Origin of the sequence: Vibrio sp. M250220, assembly GCF_036533795.1 — a bacterium.
GTDB lineage: Bacteria > Pseudomonadota > Gammaproteobacteria > Enterobacterales > Vibrionaceae > Vibrio.
Genome location: NZ_JATABI010000043.1, coordinates 1 through 18,425 on the forward strand (window position 1 = coordinate 1; position 18,425 = coordinate 18,425).

At 45.7% G+C, this 18,425-nt stretch carries 12 protein-coding genes and 2 pseudogenes; 5 read left to right on the forward strand and 9 right to left on the reverse strand.

Annotation, left to right across the window (positions count from 1 at the left end; genetic code table 11):
• A pseudogene (locus tag QTN94_RS14680) lies at window positions 1-143 on the forward strand (sel1 repeat family protein); the annotation flags it as partial.
• 180 nt (window positions 144-323) lie between these two features.
• Here the strand turns inward: QTN94_RS14680 and QTN94_RS14685 are convergent.
• From QTN94_RS14685 to QTN94_RS14700, 4 genes are all read right to left on the reverse strand, one after another.
• Window positions 324-1,043, reverse strand: a complete 720-nt coding sequence (locus QTN94_RS14685; RefSeq protein ID WP_331428077.1) for a 3'-5' exonuclease — start codon at window positions 1,041-1,043, stop codon at window positions 324-326.
• Window positions 1,044-1,050: 7 nt separating this feature from the next.
• Window positions 1,051-2,940 carry a DUF294 nucleotidyltransferase-like domain-containing protein gene (locus QTN94_RS14690; protein ID WP_331428078.1) on the reverse strand — a complete coding sequence of 630 codons (1,890 nt, stop codon included), beginning with the start codon at window positions 2,938-2,940 and terminating at the stop codon, window positions 1,051-1,053.
• Between the two features lie 146 nt (window positions 2,941-3,086).
• Window positions 3,087-4,835, reverse strand: a complete 1,749-nt coding sequence (locus tag QTN94_RS14695; protein WP_331428080.1) for a formate--tetrahydrofolate ligase — start codon at window positions 4,833-4,835, stop codon at window positions 3,087-3,089.
• A gap of 243 nt (window positions 4,836-5,078) precedes the next feature.
• Complete coding sequence (locus tag QTN94_RS14700) at window positions 5,079-6,527, reverse strand: pyruvate kinase (RefSeq protein WP_331428081.1); 1,449 nt, start codon at window positions 6,525-6,527, stop codon at window positions 5,079-5,081.
• Between the two features lie 326 nt (window positions 6,528-6,853).
• Between QTN94_RS14700 and QTN94_RS14705 the strand changes: the two genes are divergently transcribed.
• From QTN94_RS14705 to QTN94_RS14715, 3 genes are read left to right on the forward strand one after another with little or no spacing between them, the layout of a single operon-like run.
• On the forward strand, window positions 6,854-8,161 hold the full coding sequence (locus QTN94_RS14705; RefSeq protein ID WP_331428083.1) for an ABC transporter substrate-binding protein: 1,308 nt from the start codon (window positions 6,854-6,856) through the stop codon (window positions 8,159-8,161).
• The gene (locus QTN94_RS14710) at window positions 8,148-10,508 is read left to right on the forward strand and encodes an ATP-binding protein (RefSeq protein WP_331428086.1); all 2,361 of its coding nucleotides are present in this window, start codon (window positions 8,148-8,150) and stop codon (window positions 10,506-10,508) included. The genes QTN94_RS14705 and QTN94_RS14710 overlap by 14 nt, the downstream gene beginning before the upstream one ends.
• Window positions 10,495-11,754 (forward strand): sigma-54-dependent transcriptional regulator, encoded by a 1,260-nt coding sequence (locus tag QTN94_RS14715; protein ID WP_331428088.1) that lies wholly within the window; start codon window positions 10,495-10,497, stop codon window positions 11,752-11,754. The genes QTN94_RS14710 and QTN94_RS14715 overlap by 14 nt, the downstream gene beginning before the upstream one ends.
• Window positions 11,755-11,790: 36 nt before the next feature.
• Here QTN94_RS14715 and QTN94_RS14720 read toward each other — a convergent pair whose 3' ends face one another.
• The 4 genes and pseudogenes from QTN94_RS14720 to QTN94_RS14735 all read right to left on the reverse strand — a co-directional run.
• Entirely contained in the window at window positions 11,791-11,979 is a 189-nt protein-coding gene (locus tag QTN94_RS14720; protein ID WP_006879632.1) for a hypothetical protein, read from the reverse strand.
• A gap of 39 nt (window positions 11,980-12,018) precedes the next feature.
• Window positions 12,019-14,376: a fatty acid cis/trans isomerase gene (locus tag QTN94_RS14725; protein WP_331428089.1), complete on the reverse strand. Its 2,358-nt coding sequence runs from the start codon at window positions 14,374-14,376 to the stop codon at window positions 12,019-12,021.
• A 252-nt stretch (window positions 14,377-14,628) separates the two neighbouring features.
• Window positions 14,629-15,861: an L-lactate MFS transporter gene (locus tag QTN94_RS14730; protein WP_331417122.1), complete on the reverse strand. Its 1,233-nt coding sequence runs from the start codon at window positions 15,859-15,861 to the stop codon at window positions 14,629-14,631.
• 384 nt (window positions 15,862-16,245) lie between these two features.
• Window positions 16,246-16,353 (reverse strand): annotated as a pseudogene (locus QTN94_RS14735) (DUF3360 family protein); the annotation flags it as partial.
• On the opposite strand from QTN94_RS14735, the gene QTN94_RS14740 reads away from it, so the two are divergent.
• On the forward strand, window positions 16,353-16,670 hold the full coding sequence (locus QTN94_RS14740) for a putative nucleotidyltransferase substrate binding domain-containing protein (RefSeq protein ID WP_331428091.1): 318 nt from the start codon (window positions 16,353-16,355) through the stop codon (window positions 16,668-16,670). The pseudogene QTN94_RS14735 and the gene QTN94_RS14740 sit on opposite strands and share 1 nt — an antisense overlap.
• Window positions 16,671-16,697: 27 nt before the next feature.
• On the opposite strand, the gene QTN94_RS14745 is transcribed toward QTN94_RS14740, so the two are convergent.
• Window positions 16,698-18,356, reverse strand: a complete 1,659-nt coding sequence (locus QTN94_RS14745) for an electron transfer flavoprotein-ubiquinone oxidoreductase (RefSeq protein ID WP_331428093.1) — start codon at window positions 18,354-18,356, stop codon at window positions 16,698-16,700.
• Window positions 18,357-18,425 lie beyond the last annotated feature (69 nt).

The window sequence follows — 18,425 nt, forward strand, 5'->3', positions numbered from 1 at the left end:
TAGCAGATGAAGAAGGTCGCCCTGTGTTTAAAACACTCATCACTAAAGAAGAACAAGCTGAATTAGACAAGCAAGTGGCAGAGTTTGTTAAAGACATTACGCCAAACATGTTCTTAGATGAAACGTCTCTAGAGCTCTTTTAGTCCCCCCACAAAGCCGCTCATTGCAGCTAACTCGTGTTTGGAACGAAAACAGGGTAGCGAGTTTTAGTTATACGAACGATCCTTGATTTGGGCCGTTTTTTTCGTTCAACGGATCATTTGCTTAACTGATAGGATTTAGCCCATTTGGGCGGCTTTGTGATTGTAACGACCCGTAGAAGATCAAATCCACAACTGGCTGATCGGCATATCTGACTGATAGTGATGGGCAATCTGTGCTTGTAGCAACTCCGCTGTTGCAACGGCATCGGTAAGGGCATGATGGGGTGTGTATTGAGGCAAACCATAGCGGGTTCGACTCGCTCCGAGCCTGACTGACGCTGGTTTGCGACCCTTGAGTTTGTTGACTATCCCACCAGTGAGCTTTTTCTGTAGGAGAGTTTCAATCTGCATGGTATCTACCGCGGGAAATTCTATTCCTTCGTTAATTCGAGCCATCAGAGCTTTATCGAAAAACTCACGTTCAATACGCTGGTAGTGAACCACCACTATTTTCCCTTCCATCTGTGCCAAGATCTGGTCATAGATGACAGATAGATCAGGTGCATCAAGAACGTCAGAGTGGGTGATTCCATGGATGACGACCGATTCTTGCGCTAACTGCTTACGAGGTTTTACCGTCCAATGCTTCGCTTGATTTATAAAAATGCGATTCAAGTTAAAGGGAACGGTTCCGATGGTAATAATGTCATCTTGGTCGGAGTTTAAGCCTGTGGTTTCAAAGTCCATCGCCAGAAATGTAACTTCTTCCAATGGTGTATTGGGTAACGGAACCCCAGCCGTATAGTATTGTTGTAAAGCAGGGGTTGTTGTCGTGCGCAATTTTTGAGCAAACTTTGCCGGCCAGTCGATCGAAGGGGGAGATATGATTTTGTTAAGCATCGTCACCTCACTTAAAGTTATTACTGGCTTGATAACGGAACTTAAGGAAGTTCTGAGCATTGCTTAGAATTTGGAATGCGTCCTTGAGGTTACGGCGCTCAAAATCCGATAAGTTTTCTGGTTCAATGTTGTTGTCTGGCTCGATTTCATTTTCGACGTCCAGTGCTTGGTGGCGAATACGAACGATGGAGATAAACTCAAGTGCATCACGGAGGTCTCTCGCTTTGCCTTTAGGTAAAATACCCGCCTCATGGATGTCATCCAGACGTTCAAACGAATTCTTTGACCGCGAGCCGACGGCGAGGGCATGGACGCGAATAAGATCCGCTAACGGCGCGGTGCCACGTCGTTTAAGGTTGATTGAATTTTTGTGTTGGCCATCTTTCTCCATCACAAAACTCTTAAAGAAGCCCAGCGGAGGAGTTCGATTCATTGCATTGCGGGCTAAACAGGCAAGGAAACGATTGTTTCTACGTGCTCTACGTACAATAAAGCCGCTGAGCTGTTCCGCCCATTTTAGACGTCCATATACACCATCAAGGTCAAAGAAAATCGAAGCGTTGAGTAACGCTTTAGGGTTGGGGTCATCTATCCAATCCGCAAAGCACTCTTCCCATTCGGTTCGAGTCATACGCCAGTCTGGATTCGTTGCCATGATATCGCCAGTACAGTAACTGTAGCCACATTTATCCAATCCTTCACATACACGGTTTGCCAGTTGCGCAAAGTAGCCGTCATGCTTCTCTTTGACGAAGGTGTTATCGAGGATGATAGCGTTATCTTGGTCAGTGACGAGCAGTTGCTCATCGCGCCCCATTGAGCCTAGAGCTACAAAGCAATAGGGTATCGGTGGCTCACCTAATTCTTGCTCTACAAGTTCGATAATACGCTGTTTAAAGCTACGTCCAATTACGGACATCGCACTGCCAACCATGTGAGAGTTTGCGTCTTCATTGACGAGGCGAACAAAACTGTCTTTCACTTGCTCAGATAATACCGAGAGTTCATCAATCGATTGTTGCTGGAATATACTGCTGACCAACAGAAGTGAATTTTGTGATTCGTAACGAACAATATCCGTTGCTTCGATGACGCCAATGGGCTGCTTGTCCTTGAGGACAGGAAGATGATGAACGTTGTATCGCAACATCGTCAGCATCGCTTCGAAGACATAGGCGTTGTGATCAAGTGAGATGACTTCAGTCGTCATTACGCTAGCAACGTCGTCGTTGGGGTTGAGCCCTTGAGCTAACACGCGGGTACATAAGTCTCTATCAGTAATGATTCCAACTAAAGGGCTGTTGTCGTCATCATCATCCTGAGCCACTTCGGGATCAATAATTAGCAGCGAAGAGACATTGTCTTCTGCCATTTTTATCGCTGCATTCTGGATTGATTCCGTCTTGTGAATCGTTGGTGCGATGCTGTTAAGCAAGTTTCTTACCTTTGATGTAGTAAGATCGTTTTGCTCTTTACTGTTTGAGACGGTCTGCCTCAGGCGTGCGTTATCTTCTACTTCGACAAAGTCTGCAAAGGCTTCGTGCTGCTCATACAAGTGCTGAAAGACCGCTTCTGGAATACAGTAGAGTAGGGTGTCTTTGATGGCTTTCGCTGGGAAGCGAACCTTATTGTTGGTCAGTAGTCCCATCTGACCGAATACTGCGCCTTCATCAATTCGGTTGTAGAGCTCACCTTTGCGTCGATATATTTCAACCACCCCACTGCGTACCATGTAAAGATCATGGATTTCATCACCAAAGTGAATGATGGGGGTATCCTCTCGATAGTAAGAGATTTCGATATGTTGAGTGACGTAGCTGAGGACTTCATCTTCGAGCTCATCAAATGGAGGGTATTGAGAAAGGAAGTTCTTAATTTCCAGTAGTTCTGCTTCCATGAATACGTCCAATCTTTGAGAGTGATGAGTTAATGGTACATGATCTTCAAGCGAACTTCATGGAGTGAGGCCAATAGATTAAAGAAAAAAGGCTAAGATTGAATAACTTAGCCTTAGAGTGTGAAGTGGGCAGGGACTACGCCAGTTTAGCTTAATCCAATAATGTGACCATTCTCATCAAGGTCGAGATTCATAAATGCTGGTTTTTCCGGAAGGCCGGGCATCGTCATCACGTTGCCACATAGGGCATAAATAAAGCCCGCTCCTGCGCACAGTTTCAGTTCCCTTACGAGGACATCAAAATTATCGGGGGCGCCTTTAACACTTGAATCCGTCGAGATCGAAAGTGGTGTTTTTGCCAAACAAACGGCAAGGTCATCGAATCCGTGTGCTTTGAGTTGAGCCAACTGCTGCTTGGCGACGTCACTCAGTATTAGCCTCGTTGCACCATAGCCAGCTTCGGCGACGGCCATAAGTTTCTCTTCAGTGGTTTGTTCAAAACGGTATAAAGGAGAGAAGTGGGATGGCTTCTCGCACTGGTGGATCACTTTGTGGGCTAACTCTAGCGTGCCCGCTCCACCTTTGCTAAAACCTTCGCTGACGGCAACTTGTACGTCATTTGGCAAGGCTTCCACCATGGCTTTTAGCGTTAGCAATTCGGAGTCACTATCCTGAGGAAAGCGATTAATGGCAACCACAGCCGGAATACCGTATTTATTGACATTATTAATATGCCATTTCAAGTTTTCGAAACCAGCAAGGAGCGCGTCTTGATCGTCACTGTAAAGGCTCTGTGGAATCGCTTGGCCTGGTTTTAGATCATACTGACCTGAGTTAGCTTTAAGGCCGCGAAGCGTCGTGACGATAACTGCGCAATCAGGAGACTTGTTGGCAACCTGCGCTTTAATGTTACAGGCTTTTTCAAAGCCCATATCCGAGCCAAAACCACCTTCAGTGACCGTAAATTGTACCAGCTTTGTAGCGATATTATCCGCAATGATTGACGAGTTACCGTGGGCGATGTTAGCAAATGGCCCTGCATGAATGAGAGTCGGGACCCCCTCTAGAGTTTGCATCAAGGTGGGTTCGATGGCTTCTTTCATGCTCACTGCCATTGCGCCCGCTACTTGTAGATCTTCTGTCGTTACCGGTTGACCAGACAAATCATAGGCGACGACGATTCGACCAATACGTGAACGAAGATCTTTTAAATCACTGGCTAAGGCGAGAATGGCCATTAACTCTGAGGCTGCTGAAATATCAAATCCATCGCAGCGCTCAAATCCATTAATGTTTTTCCCAGCTTCATTTTGACCCACAGTTACCATGCGTAACGCTCGGTCGTTGTGATCCATGACCCTTTTCCAAACCACATTTTGAGGATCGATTTTTAGTGCTTTCAAACCACTGCGTTGTTCGAAATCTTCGTATCCCAGTCTTTGCTCATGATAAATGCGAGCATCGATGGCAGCAGCGGCTAAGTTATGCGCCGCCGTGACCGCGTGAATATCTCCTGTGAGGTGGAGATTCAACTCTTCCATGGGAGCAACTTGCGAATAGCCGCCTCCCGCAGCCCCGCCCTTGACGCCAAAAACAGGCCCCATAGAAGGCTGCCTGATACACGCCATTGCTGAATGATTAAGTTGAGCCAAGCCTTGGGCAAGTCCAATGGTCGTGACAGTCTTACCTTCGCCAAGTGGCGTTGGGGTGATAGCGGTGACGACAATCAGTTTACCCGTCTTCTTAGATACAAGGCGTTTTAGGCTAGATAAACTGACTTTTGCCTTATGTTCACCTTGGCTTTGGTACTCATCGGCTTTCAGTCCAGCTCGCTGTGCAACTTTGCTTATAGGAAGTAACGGAGTAGTGCGGCAGATTTCGATGTCAGGTAGCATAAAATCCTCTATGTGGACCTAGTTTAAGTCGGGATGTGGCTACTTGTTACAAGGTTTCGATAAATATAACGTAGAAAGCAGCATTTTTAGATTTTGCATATTTTAACTGATATTGAGTGATGAATAAATGTGTGCCACCGTGCTAACTAAAAAAAGGCCTGTCTTCTGACAGGCCAGTCCCACAAAAAGTGACGAGCAACATGGGTAAAGGACGGCGGTGCACAAACGCCATCAAGTGGTAAATTAAGTTGGCGCAATTTGCACTAAGCGGCTTATATTCGTAGTGCCTACATTTTCGAGTAATTCAAAGCAGGAAATGATCAGAGACTGACTATGGTTGCGATGAATTTCTGGCTCAAGGAGTTGGACAATTGAGTCGGTTGTATCTCGTGAATCATCAGCTTCGATGACGGCATATGTAGGTTCAACACCACGTAATATTGAAAGCGATGAGAGTAATTTGACGTTATCGCTCAGCGCCCAAATCGGTACATGACTTTGGCAGCGGGACATCAGTAAAGGCGCTTCGCCATTATGTGTAATCACGGCAACACTAACATAGCGTTGCGTTTTACTTATGCTTAGTACGGTTGATATCGCGAAATTTTTGCTACAGCTAGCGTCCATCAGCTGTGTGGTGTCTTTTTGATGCTCGAAGCATTCGACCATCGCCTCGACGCTGCTAATTACATTTACCATCGCTTTGACTGCATCAATCATGTATGGCCCATTCGTCACTGTTGGGCAGAGCATCACTGCATCCGTTCCCGCAATGACGAGATTCGCTAACTTTAACGCATCTGTGCGAGTGGGGAGGAACCTGGATGTCATTGAACTCATTACTGGTGATGCGGCAACGATTGGTTTATTAAGCTCTCGTGCTCTCATTAGTAATGGGTGCTGCAATGAGGCGGCATACTGATCGAGGATCTTGTCTACGAAGTCGAGGTTTTCAATCATGCACACTTGCGTAGCGTTAAGCACGGGTTCAATTACCGATAAATCGTGATCAAATCTAGAGGGGTCGAATTTTGCGATCAACTGGGTATTAAACCCAGTGTTTTCTAGCACTTGGCTAAGCTGTTGTAGCTCAGATTTCTCGGGCGGTAAGGTGAGCGCGATGAAATCCGCATCGATTGACGCCGCAAACTCTATACCCTGCCAATCGTACTCAGTCAGCGAAGGATAGAGAGTCTCTTTTCCCAGTACACTAATTGACTGGTGGCTGTTCAGCCTTCCTCCTGCGAGAACTTTGGTTTTTGCAAATTGATTGACACGATCAAGCAGTATGACTTGCAGCTGGATACGGCCACAATCAAGTAAAAGTATCCTGCCCGGTTCGAGTTCATTGAGAAGTTGAGGGTAGTCAAGCCCAACGGTGTTTTGGTTGCCTAGCTTAGGATCCAGTGTTCCGTCGAGGTTAAATATTGAACCTTGCTTGAGCACAATGTACCCATTTTCAAACTCAGAGATCTGAACTTTTGTGCCTGGAATATCGACTAAGATACCGACAACCTTACCGAGCTTTTTCGCGCTAGAACGCACTTGCTTTGCTATAGAAACGTGTTGTTCAGAAACCTGATGTGCGTAGTCTAGCCTGACGACATCAACACCAGCACACAACATCTCATCAATCTGGCTTTGAACCGGCATCTCGGGCCCAAGCGTTGCAATGATTTTAGTCTTTTTCATCTTCCTTCCCTTTAAAATCGCCCGAGGAGCGTTTCGCGACGATAGCGTGCTTGGTATGAAAAATGAGCAAGTGATCGTCTGTTTTGAGGATGATGTGAGATAAGTGAACAAAACGCAAAATGGCGAATTTGAGCTAAAAGTGACTCAACTAATACATTTGGCTGGGATAAAAATGTCACTCTAGCCAGTGAAATTCGTTTCATTAGTGATTGAATGTTCCTAGGTCAGACGCGGAAATGCGTCATCGGTGACTCACAGAGCGACAGCGAAAATGATGGCTTTGTGAAGGAAATTAGACATTCAGCGCATAAATCGAGAGGGATAACATGAAGGGCTGGCGGTTTTGTTCAATAGAAATGGCGACATTGGTCATCGGTCTGATCGGATTTAGTTCGATCGTGCTCGCGGGTAAGGAACAGTTTTCGATTTTAACGACCTTCTCAAGTGAGCCGGTGAACGAGTTAATTGCGAAATACAAACAACAGAATCCAGACGCGGATATTGAGCTTATTCATCGCCGTAGCCAGTCTGCAATGCAGTTGCTTAACAGGAGCTATATACAAGGTGTTGATGTTGTTTTGAGCTCATCACCATTCCTGTTCGAGGCGCTCGATAAAAGGGATCAACTTGCATCGATAGCGCTGGAGCAAAACCCTCCACAGTGGCTAGAGCCATTTTTATTTCCGATTAAAAACAAAGTGCTTAGTATTGGTTACTCTGGAGCGGGAATTGTATGGAACCGAGAGTATCTAGCGGCGAATAAATTGCCAATCCCCACTCGATTTTCAGATCTCTCGTCCTTTGCTTATTTTGGGCATATCACCATGAGTACACCGAGTCGCTCAGCCACCACACAGTTGATGCTGGAGAGCATACTTGCCCGCCATGGTTGGCAGCAAGGCTGGGCGACAATACTAAACATAGGCGCCAATTTAGGGACTATTTCATCACGCAGTTTTGGCGTAAGTGACTATGTCTCGAAAGGGCAGTTTGGTATTGGACCGACCATAGACAGCAATGCTATATCGCAACAGAGGCAGTTCGCCTATGTAGGATTCACCTATGACCCTGACTTTACGTTGATGCCTACTTATATCGGGATTGCCAAAAACGCGACGAAGACCGCTGAAGCGATTCGATTTGTTGAACTGGCATTGTCAGATGATGTACAGCAGCGAATCCTTCAATCGAGTTTAACCAAACGATCCATCTACGACCCTGCTCTCTATCTTGGCACTAACCCTCCGCTCGACTTCAAGAAGGTGATGAAGCGCGAGAAGTTGCTCAATATTCTTTTTGATGAAGCAATCACCAAACGCTTACCAGAATTACAAGATATCTGGTTAGGTCTATCTCAATATGTGCAAATCCATAGTAATGATGCCGCAAGGCTTGAGGTTGCTCATCAGCTACTAAACCAGCTTTTTACCATTCCAGTCACGGAGCAAGAAGTGAATGAGTTAGCCAACCTCATCAGTTCGCAACGTGATGCCTCTACCTTAGAAGATGGCGAAGAACAAGCCTTGCTGGTGGAGTTTAGCTATCGTTTCGCCACTTTATATGAGAAGGGGCTGCAGCGAGTTGAAGAGATGTTTCACGAGTTGCAAGTAGAGAGCGCCAATGAAAATATGTAAAACGATCGGTTCTAGATTGGTGGTGGCGTTTACCTTTACGACTTTGCTGCTTACCTTCGTCTGTGTATTAGCATGGGTAACTTGGTATCGGCTCGACCAGCAGGTGAGTCGTCTACTCGACACCAGTGTTCCTAAGTACAACACGAGTTACTTGTTGGAGAGTCGCAGTAGCGAAATTCGTTCCCGAGTTCAACTGCTTTCTACATCAACCAACAAGATTGAATTAAACCGCCAGAGAAATGAACTCGACAAGTTACTTAACTTTATTCAGCTGAAGTTGTCCAATTTTCAACCACTCAAACTTGAGAACAATGATAGTGACGAACTGTTGAGTTTATATGCGCAGTTAGAGCAGACATTAGAACAATACACTCGTTTTGTGTTCGATCGAGTTCAGCAAAGGCGTAAAGTCGCCAAGTTAGAGGAGCAAATCAACTGGTTACATCAAGATATCCATGCTGAGTTGGTGTCATTTCGGCAAGAGTTTTACTGGCAGTTGACTCGAGGAGGTAGTTCAGAAAAGCATAAAGCCACTCTCGAACAACTACGGGTGATACAAAGTGTGTTGGATCTTGAATCGAATATCTTCGTGCTAACCACAGAGTCGTTGCAGGCGCAAAACTTAGAACAGATTAAAAATGCCTCAACCGTTATTCAATTCAACATCGCGGAGTTAATCGCCACGAGTGAACCCTTGTTAACTCTGCCTTCCAGCATTTCCTATCAGCAATTGTTGCAAGAGTTGCAGGTGCTGTATGTAAGTGATGGTGTGTTTTCGTTGTTGCTGTCGGAAGGGGTGATACTAAACGCACGTATCATCGAAATTAAAAGCGAGATCGAAAAGTTGCTCGGTGCGATTCATCAGCAGATTGGTCAGATTATTAAATATGCCGATGCCAGCTTTATTGATGTGAAAGCGCGAACGGCTAACTTGGTCTCCGATGGAAACATTGTGTTATTGGTGTGCTTTGGCATCTCTATCCTTTTGTCTTTGTTTGTCACCTACTACTTTATAAATCGCCGTGTGGTCGCACGTTTGAACGCACTGAGCTCAAGTATTGATGCGATCATCAAAGGCAATTTTAGTCATCGGATTGTGGTTGACGGTGCCGATGAAATCGGCCAACTAAGTCAAAAGCTGATTGACTACGGGGCAAGTGTCGAAGAGTTACAAAGAACGAATGCGGTTGGTTTGATCAATAATACATCTGCCAGTCTATTGACGTGTGATCTCGCAGGGTATGTTGAATCTGCAAATTTTAGCGCCCAAAAACTACTGGCGATGCAAGGGACGGTCGAGCACAAGCTACTGTGGCAGTCGTTTCGTAATCAAAACCGCAAGCAATTAGCAAAAGTATTTGTCACGGGTCAGGCACTTTTTACCACTGGAAATGATGCGCTTACCTTGCCATTAGATGGCGAGAGAGAGTGTTATCTTCATTTCGATTTTCACCTTTTCTCTCATGGTCAATTACATAAAGTCATTGTGACAATCACGGATGTGACGCAACAAGAGTTAACGGCGATAGAACTTCAGAAGATGGTCAATGACAGAACGGCAGATTTGGTCGAGAAAAACCGCCTTTTGTCTGAAGAGATTGTTGAGCGAGAAAAGGCGGAACTCACCTTAAAACAAGCCCAAGATGAGTTGATCCAAGCGGCGAAAATGGCGGTTGTCGGTCAGACAATGACATGTTTAGCTCACGAGCTGAACCAGCCACTGAATGCAATATCGACCTACCTCTATAGCGCCAAACTTTCTACTGACTCCGGTAATTTAACCTCGACTAGTCGTTCCATTGAGCAAGTAGCTCAGTTGTCAGCAAGAATGAGTGAAATTATAAAAAGCCTGCGAACCTTTGCCAAAAAGTCGGACACTGATCAAGTCACGCACAATTTACTGCTTACTGATATTGTCATGCAAGCCATCTCAATGGTTGGCCCTAAAGCCAAGCGGCAAGCAACGAACATATGCAATTTGATCACCGAACCACTGTATGTCTATGGCAATGCATTAGCCCTTGAGCAGGTCATGGTCAACATACTGGTCAATGGTTGTGACGCCATTGCTGAGTCAAATCGGCATGGCCAAGAAATTCGAATTGAAAAGCTATTCTCGAATACATCTCACCATGTGATAGCGATATCCGATAGTGGTTGTGGCTTTAAGCCTTTCATTATAGACAAGCTATTCACACCGTTTACCACCACCAAAGAGGTGGGCTTAGGCTTGGGGCTCAGTATTAGTCGATCTTTGGTTGAGAAATATTCAGGGCGGATCTATTTGGCATCCCGTTTAGACAAAGGGGCCTTGGTTGTTTTGGAGTTATCACATGCAAGAGTTTAACTATTCTTTACTGTTGGTCGATGATGATCAGGATGTACTTGACGCATACCAGCACTTGATGAGCATTGCAGGCATTGCAGCAAAAACCGTCGCAGACCCTACTCAAGCGATGGGTTATTTATCACCTGATTGGTTGGGCGTTGTGTTACTCGATATGTATATGCCACAGATGCATGGGCTCGAGTTGTTAAGCCAGATTAAGCAGTTTGATAAGTGGCTACCCGTTATTGTTGTCACTGGACATGGTGATATCCCAATGGCTGTCGAAGCGGTTAAAGAAGGGGCGTGTGAGTTTGTTGAAAAGCCCATCGACCCTGCCAAACTCGTCGCAACGGTACGTCAGCATCTCAAGCAACGAAAAGTCTATATCGACCAAAAGAGAGAGATGGAATCGACCATCAAACGATCTTTGTTGGGCAAGTCTGCGCAGTTGAATCATATCCGCTACAGTGTCTCTCAGTTTTCTAGGTTACGTAATCATGTGGTGGTCTATGGCGAGATGGGTGTCGGCAGACACTTAGTCGCGAACCTGATACATGATATGTCGCAATCGGGTGGTGAACTCGAATTGTTATCGGCAAACGATGCTATGGCCTGTGAGGAATTGAGTGCCAAGCTCTATTCGTTTGTTTCTGGAACCTTAATCGTTGATAGTCCTGAACGATTTTCAGAGCAGTGCCAACGCGTGTTTGCACAGCATATGATTGATAAAGAGAGAAAGGGTCAGCACGGACGTGTCATCGCGATATTTGAGCAAAACCCTCAACAACTTGTCGTGGCGAATAAACTAGTGGCAGAGCTTTATTACGTTCTCAATCAAGTGGAGATTGAAGTCCCACCACTAAGAAAGCGCCCGGATGACATCGAAGTGTTGTTCCACCATTACCTTAAGTCCAGTTGCCGGAAATTGGCAAAACACTTACCCGAAGTAGAAGCAAAATATATGGATCTACTGCTAGCACATGAATGGCCGGGAAACGTTAGAGAGCTGCGAAATGTGGCTGAGCTCTACTCGGTTGGAATAATTAAACTGGCTGGCAAGGATAGTCACAATACTTCTGCCGAAGCCCAATTGCCTTTGGACGAATTGGTTGATGATTTTGAAAAACGAGTTATCGAAGATGCGTTGTTTCTGCACTCGGGTCGAATCAGTGAGTCAGCTGCGTATCTGCAAGTCCCGCGCAAAAAGCTTTACCTGAGAATGAAAAAACACAATATCGATAAGGACGCGTATAAGAGTCGATAAAAAAACGCCTCACGATTTGTGAGGCGTTTATCTCGTTTAGTACCAGTCATCTTCAGGAAAAAGCTTCCCTTCTGGAGCGTATGGATCGTCATCAAACGGATGTTCTGCCTTGTTTCTCAGGCTGTCTAATTGATGCTCTAGCATTTTGACGGTGTCGTAGTCTCCTTCGGAACAGGCGACATAAATCTGTTGCTCCAAGGCTCTGATGCTATCGTTAATACCCATAGTTACCTCCGTATGCGTTGTCTGCGCAGTTGAACGGTTCTACCTATTCTCAAATCTATTGTAGTCAAGAAGACCAAATTCGATAGGCTGATTTTCCTTATACCAAGCATGAACCCGGTCGCTAAAAGGCCAAAACTGGGTCGAGCTGCGTCGAATTGCGAACGTATCCAACAACTTAACATACTCCTCTTCGGTGCGGATATTTTTCAACATTTGCACCAGTTGGGGGATTTGTTCTTCTTTAAGGGATAGATACGCAGCGGGATAGCTACCGATCACTCCACGCACCAAAGTTAAGTCATCATTTGCTGGATCACGATTGCTCTCTTCATCAAACAGACTGGAAATATTCGTATGCGCATTGTTATGGAGCAGAGTGAAGAGTTGTTCTTCTCCGTGATTGGATTCAATCATCATCATTACAATTTGCGGTATAACGAGTAACCCTGCTCCTTTGATATCATTGATGCTTTTCAGTAGTGCTTCATTCTTAGCGCTAAAACCGGTTTGCTCTATATCGTAACGATTACTGAGCACAGGGGAGAGCTGAGTGCGAAGAATGTCATAAAGCTCTGCTTTGGGATCATCCGTGTGGTATGGAACCTGAGTTGGTTGATCGAACGGTTTAACATTACGCTGTAAGAAGTCACTAAGTTGGGTGCTTTGGTCTTGGTACCAGCTTGAGTGTTCTTGGTGACGCATCGCTTTTGGTAAGAGTGCGATAAAGTTACTTTCCCCTTCAAGGCGCAAGAAATCCATAAACATACGTGTCATCAATTGGTGGCCAAAGTTGCCATATACGTCAAACCCAGCGACCAACAGATAGTGAATACGTTCGAGCAGGGAATAATCCAGTATCCATGCTGTTTTTGGTGGTTCACCAACCATACCTTGAACCACGGATGCGCTATCAAAATGGCGGAATACTGTGAGTGCTGCATTAGGGTTAGTGCCGTTCCCCGTCCAGATAATGTCGGTAGTTAGGTATTTACCGCCTTCAAACCATTGGTTGATAAACTCAGACTTAGCCTCAAGGTAACGCGCTTGCTGACGTGAATAGGAGACCCAGTTGGTCACGGGCAAAGTATTACTTTCTAACTCTCCGGGCAGTTTTAAGTTGTCTGCTTGAGAGCGGTAAAATTCATTCACTTCCGGCAGATCGGCTTTGTCTGGGTCAAGGAATAACACCCAAAATCTGTCATTGATAACGTTGAGCGCGAGTTGTCCACGACACACTGGCCCTTTAATAAAGGCATTGATGGTGTTTTGGGAATTATCGAGCATAAATTTAAAACGCGCTTTCACTGGCAGATCGTTAAATACGGTCATTGGGTTCGCAGCAACTTCTACATCGTAACTTGGTAGTTGAGTAACCTTGTAGTCGGCGTCGATGAACCACTCTTTCCAATCTCTCATCCGTTGTTCGTTCAAGGCGAATGGCATGTGGGTTTTATCAACGATGGTGCCTTGCTCAGGAATTAGGCGGTAATACACTCGTTGGACGCCAGGATCATCGTAAGGACGACGCGTAGCAATTCGTTGGATGGGCTGGCCCGGTGGTGTCGATGAGCGAACCAAGGTGAAGAAACGTGGTGTTTCTTCATTGAGGTCAGAAAAATAGAGATGCGACAAAAACAGGTGCTCATAGATGTAACGAGCAGTCAGCTGTACCTTACGTGGGCTCTTGTTGAGCAATGTCTCGTATTCATTCACTAATTGAGCTTGCTGGTCAGTCAGTGGTATCGATTTGTTCATGATCGCGCCATTTTGCAACCAACTGGTTAACGTCGCGTACTCATGTGAACTGAGGTTTGGCATACCATAAGGCATGCCCCAAGTCGGATAGTCTGTTAGGTACTGATCGTATTCTTCAATGGTAGGGCAGACCTGACTGCGGTCGATTGCAAAGTCGAAACCCTCCAGTTGTTTCTGATCTGGCAGGGGATGTGCCTCTTTTTGAGCGAGCATGCGCGCAATTAAGCCCGCTTCTAGGTTTGCGGTCGGGTCTTGCACACGCTCATTAAGCACCGGATGAAAACCAAACTTTCGCCACTGTTGTGTGGTTTGCGCATCTTCGAAAAGACGATGAGGCATTGCGGCGGTAAGGCGAGTACCTTGATAAATTAGTTCTTTACTTGAGCCCCTGTCGATACCATCAACTGAAGAGAGTTTCAGTTGGCAGGGTGCGTCATAACAGGCATGACAAACCACGCAGCGGTTATCAATGATCGGTTTGACTTCAGATAAGAAGAAATCACTTTCAACACTGTTTAAATCGCTACGACGCTCTTGAACACTCGCCTGTCCAAATAGTTGGTCATAATTAAGTCCGGCGTATGTCGCACAGCCCGCGAAGCTTAAAGCAACAGCAAACATGAAAAATGTACGTAAATTCATCTGGATAATTGTGCTTGTTCAATATTGGCTTAATTGCAGCAGAAGCCCATCAACTTAGCAAATAAAACATGGTTCAACATCGCCAATTAATTGAAACAATATCGATGTTAGCAGGTAACAGAGGAGACTTTGAGTTAAATAACGGTTACGTAGATAATAGTCGGGTGCGAGTTCAACAATCTCAGACATGATCAATACATACAAAAAAGGCTTAACCCTAAGGTTAAGCCTTTCTATCTGCAATTCAATCATTTAAGCGTGTTTTAGCTCAGCGATCTTCGCTTCTGAGAGTGGCTTAGTGATGAATGAAAGCATAATACAAACGGCCATCATTGCTGCTGAGATAGTGTAAGCTAGCGTGTAGCCTGTGCCGTTAGTCATTGAGAAACCGACGACTGCTGCACCGATTGCACCACCAATACCCCATGCTGTGTAAAGTACGCCATAGTTAGTGCCGTAGTTTTTCAGACCGTAGAACTCAGCGGTAAGCGTAGGGAATACAGCTAGCAGCGTACCGTAACCAATTGCCGCGATTGCCGTACCAATGATCAGTGTAAATTCTGTTTTGAACGTTGCGAACAAAACCATATTGATGCCTTGTAGTACGAAAGCAAGAAGCAGAGTACGTACGCCACCAATTTTGTCAGCCAGCATACCAGCAGCAACACGACCGCCAGAGTTAAATATCGCTAGGATAGAGGCAAGGTATACCGCATTTGGTAGGTTAGCCTGAACACTTGCAATCGTTGTAATGTTACCGATGATCATTAGGCCTACTGACGCAGCAAATGCATACATGATCCACAGTGAGTAAAACTGTGGTGTTTTCAGCATTGCTTTCCAAGTTAGGTCATCAGATTTCTTAACGGCTTTAGGTGCTTGACCTTGTTTTACTTTTGGTTCTGTTGGCGTGTAGCCCGCAGGTGGGTTGTTGATTGTTGCTGCAAGAGGTACTGCGATAGCAAGAATACCAACGCCCAAAACCATAAAGCTGGTTTGGATGCCCATGCTGTTAATGAGTGCAGAGGTTACTGGAGCAAGGTAAATTGCCGCTAGACCAAAACCTGCTGCAATGATGCCGTTAACCATACCTTTCTTCGACGCGTGGAACCACTTCATCGCAGAAGGAGACAGACAAGCATAACCAAAGCCGATACCAGCACCAGTAATAACACCGAAAGTGATGTTTAGCATCAGCGGCGAGTCGACAAAGCCAGACGCGATCATACCTAGGCCTGTTAGCACAGTACCAAGGATTAGAATAAGACGTGGACCCATACGGTCTTGCAAGATGCCAGCAACAAGAAGACAGATAGAGAAAGTGATGGTTGCTGTCGCGTATGGTGCTGATGCTTCAGCCGCGGTCCAACCAGACTCAGTGACTAGTGCTTTGTTGAATACACTCCAAGCATACAGGATGCCAAGACAAAGGTTGATACAGAATCCCGCTAGCAGGATGCGCATAGCTTTATCAATCTTGCTCATTTTTCTTCTCAGTTGTCCTCAAAATGAGGATCGGTTAACAGACGATTTGTTCAAATTAAGTTTGCGTTTATCAACACAAGGCATAATGGGCGCGAATTATAACCGAATGAAGTGTGATTGGAATCTCTTTTTCAACTTAATTTGAATATTTTCCAAAAGTGTTGAATTTTTGTTTCTGACGTGTGTGGATAATGATTTAAATCGATGATGCGTGGCTTGGATGGTTTGTTGAGTTATGGGTTTGAGGCGTTAGTGCTTAATCGTTGTGCAACTCGGTACGATAAGCGCTCAAATTGAGGAACAAGAAACAGTCACGTAACGAGGAACTGATTGAGATTGCAGAAAAGGCATAGACGGGCGCCCATCTATGCCTTATGACGATGATTAGTGGCCGATCAGCGCAGGAATTCCTGGTAACTGACCAACGAAAGCAAGAGAGCCGACACAGACGATGAAGGCTGCGCCAGGGATCAAGTACTTGTCTTTTGCCGATGGAGATCTTCTGTCGACTCTACGCTTTGAAGCACGACATCAGAGAGTGCAATACACGTATTAGATTACAAGGTTTGCTCAATGCGCAGGAGATTGATTCAAAAAACTATCGAGAAATGGTCTACATCTTCGACCATATTTGGCACCTACGTTTTATGAACCAGATCGTTGAATACAGTGATTTGCGCAGAGTAAACGATGTACTGGCTGTTAACGATCTTACGCCGCTGGAGGTACAAAACCTAACCAATGTCCTCAATCGAATCGGGATCTTCCACGATAAAGTGACAATGGACTTTGCCAGCCACGAACGTTAGTCAACACACGGAGGTGAGGGAATCGATTCACATCTCAGTGTAGTTTGGACCACCACTTTCGGGCGGAACCCACGTAATGTTTTGCGATGGGTCCTTGATGTCGCAGGTTTTGCAGTGAACGCAGTTGGCTGCGTTGATTTGTAGCCTTCTCTGGCCTTCAATATTGACGATTTCGTAGACCCCCGCAGGGCAATAGCGTTGACTCGGTTCATCGAACAAGGTCATATGATGGGTTATTGGTATGTGTTGATCCGACAGCAGTAGATGGCAAGGCTGATCTTCTTCATGAAAGGTTGCAGAGAGATACACAGAAGAGGGCTTATCAAAGCTTAACTGACCGTCGGGTTTATCGTAATGAATAGGGTGACAACGAGAGCGTTCGTATAAGGTGACATAGTCAGCTTGCGGGTCGCCAATATCCCAATTCAGTGCTGTGCCCGTTAGACGCTGCCAGATGTTTTGCTCAAACAGCGTCAGTGCGCCACCAAAAAATGTTCCATAACGATGAATGGTACCAGGGAAGTTACGGTTCTGGTTCAACTCCTCATACAACCAGGACTCAGTAAACCGTTGTGCGTAATTGGCTTCTTGCTGCTGCTGTTCTATCGCTTCAAACACGGCTTCAGCGGCAAGTAAGCCTGATTTCATGGCGGTATGACATCCTTTGATTTTGGCAGCGTTAAGGGTGCCTGCTTCACAGCCAATCAGTAGCCCACCGCAGAACTGTTGTTTGGGCAAAGAGAGTAACCCACCTTTGGCAATGGCTCTTGCACCATAGGCAATGCGCTCCGCTCCTTGTAAGAACTGAGCAAACTGAGGATGGTGTTTGATGCGTTGAAATTCATCAAATGGACTTAGAAAGGGGTTGGTATAGTTGAGGTCAGTGATAAGACCGACGGCGATTAAATGATCCTCGAGATGATAGAGAAAGCCGCCTCCGCTTGAATCTGACTCGCTCAATGGCCATCCAGTCGAGTGAATTACCTTGCCCGCACTGAAACGAGAGTCATCGGCCTTTAGACGCCACAGCTCTTTGATACCGAGCGCGTAGTGTTGTGGCTGACTCTCTCTATCAAGCGTAAAGTGGCTAATCAGTTCTTTTCCTAAGCTGCCTCTCGCGCCTTCGGCAAAGATGGTTTGTTTGGCGTTAAGTTGAATCCCCGCTTGAAAAGTGCTTTTTTGCTCTCGCTGTTTGTTGAGTCCCATATCTGACGTGATAATGCCAGTTACATTCCCTTGTTCGTCGTAGCAAACTTCTCTCGCAGGGAAGCCCGGAAAAATCTCAACCCCAAGCTTCTCTGCTTGAGTTGCTAGCCAGCGGCAAAGCTTGCTTAGGCTAATCACATAGTTGTTGTGGTCATTGCGCAAAGAAAGTGGGGTCAACCAATGTGGTACTGAGATATGGTTTGCCTTGCTGGTACAGTAGATAAATTGATCCGAGGAGACGCGAGTCGTCACAGGCGCACCTTGTACCTGCCAGTCTGGGAAGAGTTCGTCGAGCGCTCTGGTCTCAAATACCGCACCAGAAAGTATATGTGCTCCGACTTCAGCGCCTTTTTCTACGACACAAATTGACAGCGTTTGTTGATGTTGTAAGGCTAATTGCGCCAGCCTACAGGCGGCAGAAAGTCCCGCGGGGCCAGCGCCGACAATCACGACATCAAAGTCCATACTCTCTCTTTCCATCTTGCATAACCTTCACGGCGATTCAACATCATGCAATAAATATAGTTACAGTTGACGTAAACGTAAACT